The following is a 9,101-nucleotide window of genomic DNA, read 5'->3' as shown; positions in this document are numbered from 1 at the left end:
TTCCAACCTACCCGGCTGACCGGGCGGTGTAAACCTTACCAGAAGATTTTCACTGCCTTGTCCATCCGGCCCCAGGCGGCCTTGAGCGACTCGAACCCGGCGAGGGCCAGAGCTGCTCAGACTTCCAGGGGAGTTGGCTTCGGGACCGGCCACTTTCGTGTCCGTCGCTCCCGCGCTGCCAACACGTAGAACATTACGGATGGCCGACCAGCAGGTCAAATCGCGATGTCAACCTCCACCCGACCAGGCTAAATAACCGTACGTTCACCTGATCTCACGTAACGCAAGAACGGACGAAGGGCTTGCCCACCAGCCGGCGGACAAGCCCTTCGTGAGGCAAGGAGCGAACGACCTACTCCCCCACCAGCTCTACCGCCGCGAGCTGACGCCGGCCCCGGCGCACCAGGATCCACCGGTCGTGCAGCAGGTCCGACGTGCTCACCGTCGCCGTCTCGCCTTCGGTCACCTTCACGTTGTTCACGTAGCCACCGCCGTCGCCCAGGGTGCGCCGAGCCTCCGACTTGCTCTTGGACAGACCAGTGGCCACCAGCAGGTCGATCACCGAGTGCTCGCCCCGCGGCAACTGAGCCTTGGGCAGCTCGGCTAGGGCGTCGGCGAGCGTGCCCTCGTCCAGCCCGGTCAGCTCACCGCCGCCGAACAACGCCTTGCTCGCCTCTTCCACCCGCGTTGCCGCCAGCTCACCGTGCACCAGCCCGGTCATCTCCCGGGCCAGCGCCCGCTGCGCCTCACGTGCCTGCGGCCGGGTGGCCGCCGACTCCGCCAATTCGGCCAGCTCTTCCTCCGAGCGGAACGAGAACACCTTCAGGTAGTCGGCCACCTTCGCGTCCTCGGCGTTCACCCAGAACTGGAAGAACGCGTACGGCGAGGTCATCGTGGGGTTCAGCCAGATCGCCCCGCCCTCGCTCTTGCCGAACTTCGAACCGTCGGCCTTGGTGATCAGCGGCGTGGCCAGCGCGTGCACGGTCTGCTCGGGGCGCACCCGGTGGATCAGGTCGATCCCCGCGGTCAGGTTGCCCCACTGGTCCGACCCGCCGATCTGCAGCGTGCAGCCGTGCCGCCGGTTCAGCTCCAGGAAGTCCAGCGACTGCAGGATCTGGTAGCTGAACTCGGTGTAGCTGATCCCTGCGTCGGAGTTCAGCCGGGCGCTCACCGCGTCCTTGGCCAGCATCTTGCCCACCCGGAAGTGCTTGCCCAGGTCACGCAGGAACTCGATCGCGCCCAGCCCGGACGTCCAGTCCAGGTTGTTCACCATCTGCGCCGCGTTGGGGCCGGTGAAGTCGAGGAACGGCTCGATCTGACCGCGCAGCTCGTCCACCCAGCCGGCCACCACCTCGGGCGAGTTCAGCACCCGCTCGGCGGTCGGGCGCGGGTCGCCGATCAGCCCGGTGGCGCCGCCGACCAGGGCCAGCGGCCGGTGCCCGGCCTCCTGCAGGCGGCGCATGGTCAGGATCTGCACCAGGTGGCCGATGTGCAGGCTCGGCGCGGTGGGGTCGAAGCCGCAGTAATAGGTGACCGGGCCGGCTCCGAGCGTCTTCTTCAGCGCCGCCTCGTCGGTCGACGTCGAGATCAGATTGCGCCGGCTCAGCTCGTCCCAGACGTTGGCCGCAGGCGCGGAGGTCACGGATTCTTCGGTACTCGCGGTCACCCGCCCAACCTTAGGGCCGACGTCGCCCCGGGCGAGAACCGATTAGTGCCTGAGGACGTCGGTGAGCACCGACGTCCTCAGGCTCCCTATGTGGTCGGTCGCCTTTTGCGAGCAACCGCGGGCCGGTACACCGACACCGTCGGCTCTCCGTCGATCCAGTAGCGCCAGGGCGAATCGGCTCCCGCCGCCACGCCCACCCGGGGGCCGGTGCGCACCTTCGACTGGGGCACCGCCTCCCCCGGCAACACCTGGAGCGAGCTACCCCCACAAAGGTCGCGCCCATCGTCTTCACGCCCGAACCCCAACGCACTGGCGAGCCGCGCCGGCCCCCGAGCCAGATCGATGTCGCGCTTGCTGGTCGGGCGACGCGAGCGCGCGACGTCGATCCCCGAGACCACCTCGCCGGCCCGCATCAGCACCGCCCCCGAGATGCCGGACGGACGGCAGACCAGGTTGGCGCAGTAGTGCATGCCGTAGGTGAAGTAGACGTACAGGTGGCCGGGCGGCCCCCACATCACCTGGTTACGGGGGCGCAGACCGCGGTGCGAGTGGGAGGCCGGATCCTCGCCCTCACCGAGGTAGGCCTCTACCTCGGTGAGCCGGATCTCCACGGCCTGCCCGTCGCGCTCGTGCCGGATCACCGTGCCGAGCAGCGCCGGCGCCACCACCAGAGGCTCGCGGTCGAAGAAGGACCGGGGCAACGGGGCGGGCTGGGCGGTGGGCACGACGGCGATGCTAGGGCCTGGTGACCGGGAGCGCTCCCGGAGTTCCAGCACTTGCGGGCACCACGAACAGACCCTTCATCAGGGCCATCTGATCGCAATCTCCTGCGGCTCGTAATAGCGCGCTGCGGGCGGCTGTTCGACGAGATGGGAGGTGAGTCTGATGCGTGGACCGCGCCATTGCGACCCACGCAGGGCCCAGTCTTACCCCTGCTCCCACAGACGTAAAGACACCATTTTGCCGGGTTCAGCCAAACCCCTTGCTGCACAGCCGTTTTGCTATTTCAGAAATGTTTCGCGGAGGGTTCACGGCGGTAGCTTTGCGTAACAACACTGACCGGTTGTCACAATCTGCCGCCGTGGACCCTCCGCGTTACCGCTCACCCGCGCTGATCGAATCCGGCACCGGCGGAACGGGTTTGATCACGGTTCGGCCTCAGTTGGTGGCCCACTCCCGCAGGCTCTTGATCTCCGCAGCCAGCTCTGCCATCTGCTCCGCGACCCGGCGCGGCGAGGTGCCGCCCCGGCCGTCGCGCGAAGCCAGGGCACCCTCGACGTTAAGCACAGCGCGCACGTCCGGCGTGAGGTGCGGCGAGACCGCGGCCAGGTCCTCGTCGGTCAGGTCCCACAGCTCCACCGGACGGCCCTCGGCGGCGGCCCGCTGCTCGCAGCGCTGCACGCAGGCCCCGGCGATCTCGTGGGCGTCGCGGAACGGCACCCGCTGCCGCACCAGCCACTCGGCGATGTCGGTGGCCAGGGCGAAGCCCTGCGGGGCGAGCTCGGCCATCCGCTCGGTGTGGAAGACCAGGGTGGAGACCATGCCGACCAGGGCGGGCAGGACCACCTCGAGGGTGTCGGCCGCGTCGAAGACCGGCTCCTTGTCCTCCTGCAGGTCCCGGTTGTAGGCCAAGGGCAGGGCCTTGAGCGTGCCCAGCAACCCGGCCAGGTCTCCGATCAGCCGGCCGGCCTTGCCCCGGGTCAGCTCGGCCACGTCCGGGTTCTTCTTCTGCGGCATGATGCTCGAGCCGGTCGACCAGGCGTCGTCGAGGGTCACGAAGGAAAACTCCTTGGTGGCCCAGATGATCACGTCCTCGGCCAGGCCGGAGATGTCCACCCCGACCATCGCGGCCACGAAGGCGAATTCGGCGCCCAGGTCGCGGGAGGCGGTGCCGTCGATGGAGTTCGGCACCGAGGCGCGGAAACCCAGGTCGGTGGCGACGGCTTCGGGGTCGAGGCCCAGCGTAGATCCGGCCAGCGCACCCGATCCGTAGGGCGAGACCGCGGCCCGGCGGTCGAAGTCGCGCAGCCGGTCCACGTCGCGCAGCAGCGGCCAGGCCCGGGCCAGCAGGTGGTGGGCCAGCAGCACCGGCTGGGCGTGCTGCATGTGGGTGCGGCCGGGCATCGGCGCGGTCGGGTGCGCGGCGGCCTGTGCGGCCAGCGCCTCGGCCAGGTCGAGCAGCAGGTTGGCCACCACCCGGGCGTGGTCGCGCAGGAACATCCGCAGCAGGGTGGCGATCTGGTCGTTGCGCGAGCGCCCGGCCCGCAGCCGCCCGCCCAGCTCCGGCCCGAGCCGCTCGATCAGGATGCGCTCCAGGGCGGAGTGCACGTCCTCGTCGTGCGGGGCCGGGCCGACCGCACCCGAGGCCACGTCGGCGTCCAGGCCGTCGATCCCGGCCAGCAGGCCGGCCAGGTCCTCGTCGGTCAGCAGCCCGGCCCGGTTCAGCGCCCGGGCGTGGGCGCGCGAGCCGGCCAGGTCGTAACGGGCCAGGCGCCAGTCGAAGTGGGTCGAGACGGACAACGCGAACATGGCGTCGGCCGGGCCGGCGCTGAAACGTGAACCCCACAGGACCTTGGGCTCGGCGGTCACGGCTTGCTCCTTAGATCGGTTCGCACAAAAGTTCGCACAAAGACGGGTGACGCAGGCCCGGAAAGAGGCCCACGTACGTCTCTAGTTCGAAGTACCGGCGGCCAGCGAGAGGAAACGGTCGGCGACCGCGTCTCCGCCCACCGGGTCGCGGGTGACCACGAGGACGGTGTCGTCGCCGGCGATCGTGCCCAGCACGTCGGGCAGGACCGAGTGGTCGATCGCCGAGGCCAGGAACTGGGCCGCCCCCGGCGGGGTGTGCAGCACCACCAGGTTGGCCGAGGCCTCCGCGGTGACCAGCAGTTCTTCGCAGAGCCGGGACAGCCGGGCGACCAGCATCTCCTGCTCCACCCCGGCCTGCGGGGTGCGGTCGCCGCCCTCTCCGGGCACCGCGTAGACCAGCCCCCCGTCGGGGTGACGGACCTTGACCGCGCTCAGCTCGACCAGGTCGCGCGAGAGCGTGGCCTGGGTGACCGCGACCCCCTCGCCGGCCAGCATCCCGGCCAGCTCGACCTGCGAGCGCACCTGGTTGCGGCGCAGCAGCTCGACGATCCGACGGTGCCGGGCGACCTTGGTGTGGGCCGTCCGGCTGCGGTCGGGCACACTCATCCCGATCGCTCCAGCAACCAGGTGAGCAGCGCCTTCTGGGCGTGCAGCCGGTTCTCGGCCTCGTCCCAGACCACCGACTGGGGGCCGTCGATCACCGGCGCGCTGATCTCCAGACCCCGGTAGGCGGGCAGGCAGTGCAGCACGATCGCCCCCGGCGCAGCCTTGGCCAGCAGTGCCTCGTCCACCGAGTAGTCGGTGAAAATACCGACCCGCTCGCTCTTCTCGGACTCCTGCCCCATCGACACCCAGGTGTCGGTGGCGAGCACGTCGGCGCCGTCGGCGGCCGCCGCCGCATCAGTGGTGACGGCGACCGAACCACCGGTGCTCGCGGCCAGCTCGGACGCCCGCTCGACGACCGCGGGGTCGGGCCGGAAGCCCTCGGGGGCGGCGACCCGCACGTGCATACCCGCGTTGGCGCCGGCCAGCAGGTAAGAGTGCGCCATGTTGTTCGCGCCGTCGCCGAAGTAGGCCAGCGTGAGCCCGGTCAGGCTGCCCTTGTGCTCGCGCACGGTCTGCAGGTCGGCCAGCAGCTGGCAGGGGTGGTACTGGTCGGTGAGGGCGTTCACCACCGGGACGGTGCTGTGCGCGGCCATCGCCTCGATCCGGCTCTGGTCGCCGGTGCGCCAGACGATCGCGGCGGCCTGACGGGTGAGCACCCGGGCGGTGTCCTCGATCGGCTCGCCGCGGCCGAGCTGGCTGCTGCCGGAGTCGATGATCAGCGGGTAACCGCCCAGCTCGGCGATGCCGATGCTGAACGAGACGCGGGTGCGGGTGGAGGACTTGTCGAACAGCACGGCCACGGCCTTCGGCCCGTCGAGGGGCCGGGTGGCCAGGACACCGGCGGCGCGGTCGGCCTTGAGCCGGTCGGCCAGGTCGAGCACCTCGATCAGCTCGTCCGGCGAGAGGTCGTCGTCTTTGAGGAAGTGCCGGGGGCTCATGAGATCTCCTGCGCCGCAAGGTCGAGGGCGGCCGGGAGGGCCGCGATGAACGAGTCCGCCTGCTCGGCGGTGAGAATCAGCGGCGGGGCCAGCCGGAGCGCGTCGGGGGCGACGGCGTTCACGATGAAACCGGCCTCCAGAAGGTGGCTGGCCACGGCGGCGGCCACCGGCTGGGTGAGCTGGACGGCCCGCAGCAGACCGCGGCCGCGCACCTCGGTGACCATCGAATGGCCGGAAAGCCCTTCGGAAAGGCGCTTTCCGATGGTGGTGGCGTTCTCCAGCAGACCGTCCCGCTCGATCACGTGAAGGGTGGCCAGGCCGGCCGCGGCGGCGATCGGGTTGCCGCCGAAGGTGGTGCCGTGCTGGCCCGGGGTCAGCCGCTGGGCGTTCTGCGGCCCGTAGACCACCATCGCGCCGACCGGGATGCCGCCCCCCAGGCCCTTGGCCAGGGTCATCGCGTCCGGGACGACCCGCTCGGACTCGAGCTGGTGGGCGAACCAGGCGCCGGTGCGGCCCACTCCGGTCTGCACCTCGTCGAGGATCAGCAGCGCGTCGTTCGCCTGGGTGAGGCGGCGGGCGGCGGCCAGATACCCCTCGGGCGCGAGCCGGACGCCGGCCTCGCCCTGGATCGGCTCGAGCACCACCGCGGCCGTGTCCTGGTCGACGGCGGCGGCCAGGGCCTCGACGTCGCCCCAGGGCACGTGCACCACGTCACCCGGGAGCGGGGCGAACGGATCACGGTAGGCCGCCTTGGACGTGAGCGCGAGCGCGCCCATCGAGCGACCGTGGAATCCGCCCTGGGCGGCGACGACCTTGGTCCGGCCGGTGCGCCGGGTGAGCTTGAACGCCGCCTCGTTGGCCTCGGTGCCGGAGTTGCAGAAGAACACCGCCGACCCCTCCGGCGCCCCGGCGAGCTCGAGAATGCGCTCGGCCAGGGCGATCTGGAGCGGGTGGGTGAAGAAGTTGGAGACGTGGCCGAGGGTGGCCAGCTGCGCGGTGACGGCCGAGACCAGGAACGGGTGGGCGTGGCCGAGGGCGTTCACCGCGATCCCGCCGAGCAGGTCGAGGTAGCGCCGGCCGTCGGCGTCCCACACGTAGGCGCCCTCACCACGCACCAGAACCCGCTGCGGGGTGCCGAAGACGCCCATCACCGAACGGCCGTAACGCTCGAGCAGGGCGGCCGAGGACTGGCCGGTGAGGTCGACGAGGCTGGTGGACGGGTTGCTGAGATCGGCGCTCATGCGGTGGTCCCGTTCTGGTTCGGGGTGGAGGGGACGACCATGGTGCCCACGCCCTGCGCGGTGAAGACCTCCAGCAGCAGGCTGTGCGCCTCACGGCCGTCGATGACGGTGGCGGTGGGCACGCCGCCGCGCACGGCGCGCAGGCAGGCCTCCATCTTCGGCACCATGCCCGACTGCAGGCCGGGCAGCATCTTCTCGAGCTCGGTGTCGGTGATCTCGGACAGCAGCGAGGAGCGGTCCGGCCAGTCGGCGTACAGGCCCTCGACGTCGGTGAGCACCACGAACTTGCGCGCCTGGAGGGCGATCGCGAGCGCCGCCGCGGCGGTGTCGGCGTTCACGTTGAGCACCTGGCCGTCGTCGTCCGGGGCCACGGTGGAGACCACCGGGATGCGGCCCGCGTCGACCAGGTCGAGCACCGCCGCCGGGTCGACCTCGACCACGTCGCCGACCAGACCCAGGTCGACCGGGGCGCCGTCGATCACGGCATCGCGCTTGGCCGCCAGGAACAGGCCGCCGTCCTCACCGGACAGGCCGATGGCCAGCGGCCCGTGCTGGTTGATCAGCCCGACCAGCTCGCGGCTGACCTGACCGGTGAGCACCATCCGGACCACTTCCATGGTCTCCGGCGTGGTCACCCGCAGGCCGCCGCGGAACTCGCTCTGGATGCCGAGCTTCTTGAGCATGGCCGAGATCTGCGGCCCGCCGCCGTGCACCACCACCGGCTTCAGCCCGGCCGCGCGCAGGAACACCACGTCCTCGGCGAAGGCGCGCTTGAGATCGTCGTCGATCATCGCGTTGCCGCCGTACTTGATCACCGCGATGGCGCCCTGGAACCGCCGCAGCCAGGGCAGCGCCTCGACCAGGACCTCGGCCTTCTGGCCGGCGCTGAGCTTCTCCAGGTCGATCACGACGAGTACGCGCTGTTCTCGTGCACGTACGCGTGGGTGAGGTCGTTGGTCCAGACCGTGGCCGTGGCGTCGCCGGCCTTCAGGTCGATGGTGACGCTCACCTGGCGGGGGTTCAGGTCGATCTGCGCCGGGTCCTCGCCCGGCTCGCTCTTACGGCAGACCCAGACCCCGTTCAGGGCCACGTCGAGGTCGGCCGGGTCGAACTTGGCCGTGGTGGTGCCGACCGAGGCCAGGATCCGGCCCCAGTTCGGGTCCTTGCCGAAGATCGCGGCCTTGAACAGGTTGCTGCGGGCCACCGAGCGGCCGACCTCCACCGCCTCGTCGACCGAGGCGGCGTTGAGCACCTCGATCGCGATGTCGTGGTCGGCACCCTCGGCATCGGTCAGCAACTGCTGGGCCAGGTCGTGGCAGACGGCGGTGACGGCGGCGGCGAACTCGGCGCCGCTGGGCGTGATTCCGGAGGCCCCGGAGGACAGCAGCGCGACCGTGTCGTTGGTGGACTGGCAGCCGTCGGAGTCGAGCCGGTCGAAGGTGACCCCGGTGGCGGCCCGCAGCGCGGCGTCCAGCCCGGCCGAGTCGACCTGCGCGTCGGTCGTGATCACCACGAGCATGGTGGCCAGGGCCGGGGCGAGCATGCCCGCACCCTTGGCCATCCCGCCCACCGTCCAGCCTTCCGGCGAGACGACCGAGGCCTGCTTGGACACCGTGTCGGTGGTCATGATGGCCAGCGCCGCGTCGGCGCCGCCCTCGGGCCGCAGCTCGGCACTGGCGGCGGCCACCCCGGCCAGGAGCTTGTCGCGCTCCAGCAGCGGGCCGATCAGGCCGGTCGAGCAGACCACCACGTCGAGCGGGTCGACCGCGTTGCGGCGGCCCACCTCCTCGGCGGTGGCGTGCGTGGTCTGGAAGCCCTCCGGACCGGTGTAGCAGTTGGCCCCGGCCGAGTTCAGCACCACCGCCCGCAGCCGGCCGTCGGCGATCGCCCGCTCGCTCCACAGCACCGGGTTCGCCTTGCAGCGGTTGCTGGTGAACACGGCGGCGGCCGCGTCGTTCGGGCCGTCGTTGACTACCAGGGCCACGTCGGGGGCGCCGGTGCTCTTCAGCCCGGCGGCCACCCCGGCGGCGCGGAAGCCCTTGGCCGCGGTGACGCTCATGA

General features: G+C 71.0%; 8 protein-coding genes. All 8 read right to left on the bottom strand.

The genetic code is table 11. The features are described 5' to 3' along the window. Positions 1-352: 352 nt before the first annotated feature. Complete coding sequence (gene tyrS, locus LWF15_RS23210) at positions 353-1,666, bottom strand: tyrosine--tRNA ligase (protein WP_232813017.1); 1,314 nt, start codon at positions 1,664-1,666, stop codon at positions 353-355. Between the two features lie 86 nt (positions 1,667-1,752). Further along, entirely contained in the window at positions 1,753-2,391 is a 639-nt protein-coding gene (locus tag LWF15_RS23205) for a DNA-3-methyladenine glycosylase (RefSeq protein ID WP_232813016.1), read from the bottom strand. 433 nt (positions 2,392-2,824) lie between these two features. After that, on the bottom strand, positions 2,825-4,255 hold the full coding sequence (gene argH / locus LWF15_RS23200; protein WP_232813015.1) for an argininosuccinate lyase: 1,431 nt from the start codon (positions 4,253-4,255) through the stop codon (positions 2,825-2,827). 81 nt (positions 4,256-4,336) lie between these two features. Next, positions 4,337-4,861 carry an arginine repressor gene (locus tag LWF15_RS23195; RefSeq protein ID WP_232813014.1) on the bottom strand — a complete coding sequence of 175 codons (525 nt, stop codon included), beginning with the start codon at positions 4,859-4,861 and terminating at the stop codon, positions 4,337-4,339. Beyond that, entirely contained in the window at positions 4,858-5,799 is a 942-nt protein-coding gene (gene argF, locus LWF15_RS23190) for an ornithine carbamoyltransferase (protein ID WP_232813013.1), read from the bottom strand. Before argF ends, LWF15_RS23195 begins: the two co-directional genes overlap by 4 nt. Continuing rightward, the gene (locus LWF15_RS23185; protein WP_232813012.1) at positions 5,796-7,040 is read right to left on the bottom strand and encodes an acetylornithine transaminase; all 1,245 of its coding nucleotides are present in this window, start codon (positions 7,038-7,040) and stop codon (positions 5,796-5,798) included. The genes argF and LWF15_RS23185 overlap by 4 nt, the downstream gene beginning before the upstream one ends. Then, on the bottom strand, positions 7,037-7,948 hold the full coding sequence (gene argB, locus LWF15_RS23180; protein ID WP_232813011.1) for an acetylglutamate kinase: 912 nt from the start codon (positions 7,946-7,948) through the stop codon (positions 7,037-7,039). The genes LWF15_RS23185 and argB overlap by 4 nt, the downstream gene beginning before the upstream one ends. Continuing rightward, entirely contained in the window at positions 7,945-9,099 is a 1,155-nt protein-coding gene (gene argJ / locus LWF15_RS23175; RefSeq protein ID WP_232813010.1) for a bifunctional glutamate N-acetyltransferase/amino-acid acetyltransferase ArgJ, read from the bottom strand. Before argJ ends, argB begins: the two co-directional genes overlap by 4 nt. Between the last annotated feature and the right edge of the window lie 2 nt (positions 9,100-9,101).

This window comes from Kineosporia rhizophila (assembly GCF_021277265.1).
GTDB lineage: Bacteria > Actinomycetota > Actinomycetes > Actinomycetales > Kineosporiaceae > Kineosporia > Kineosporia rhizophila.
This window is presented reverse-complemented; position numbering and strand designations above follow the sequence as displayed.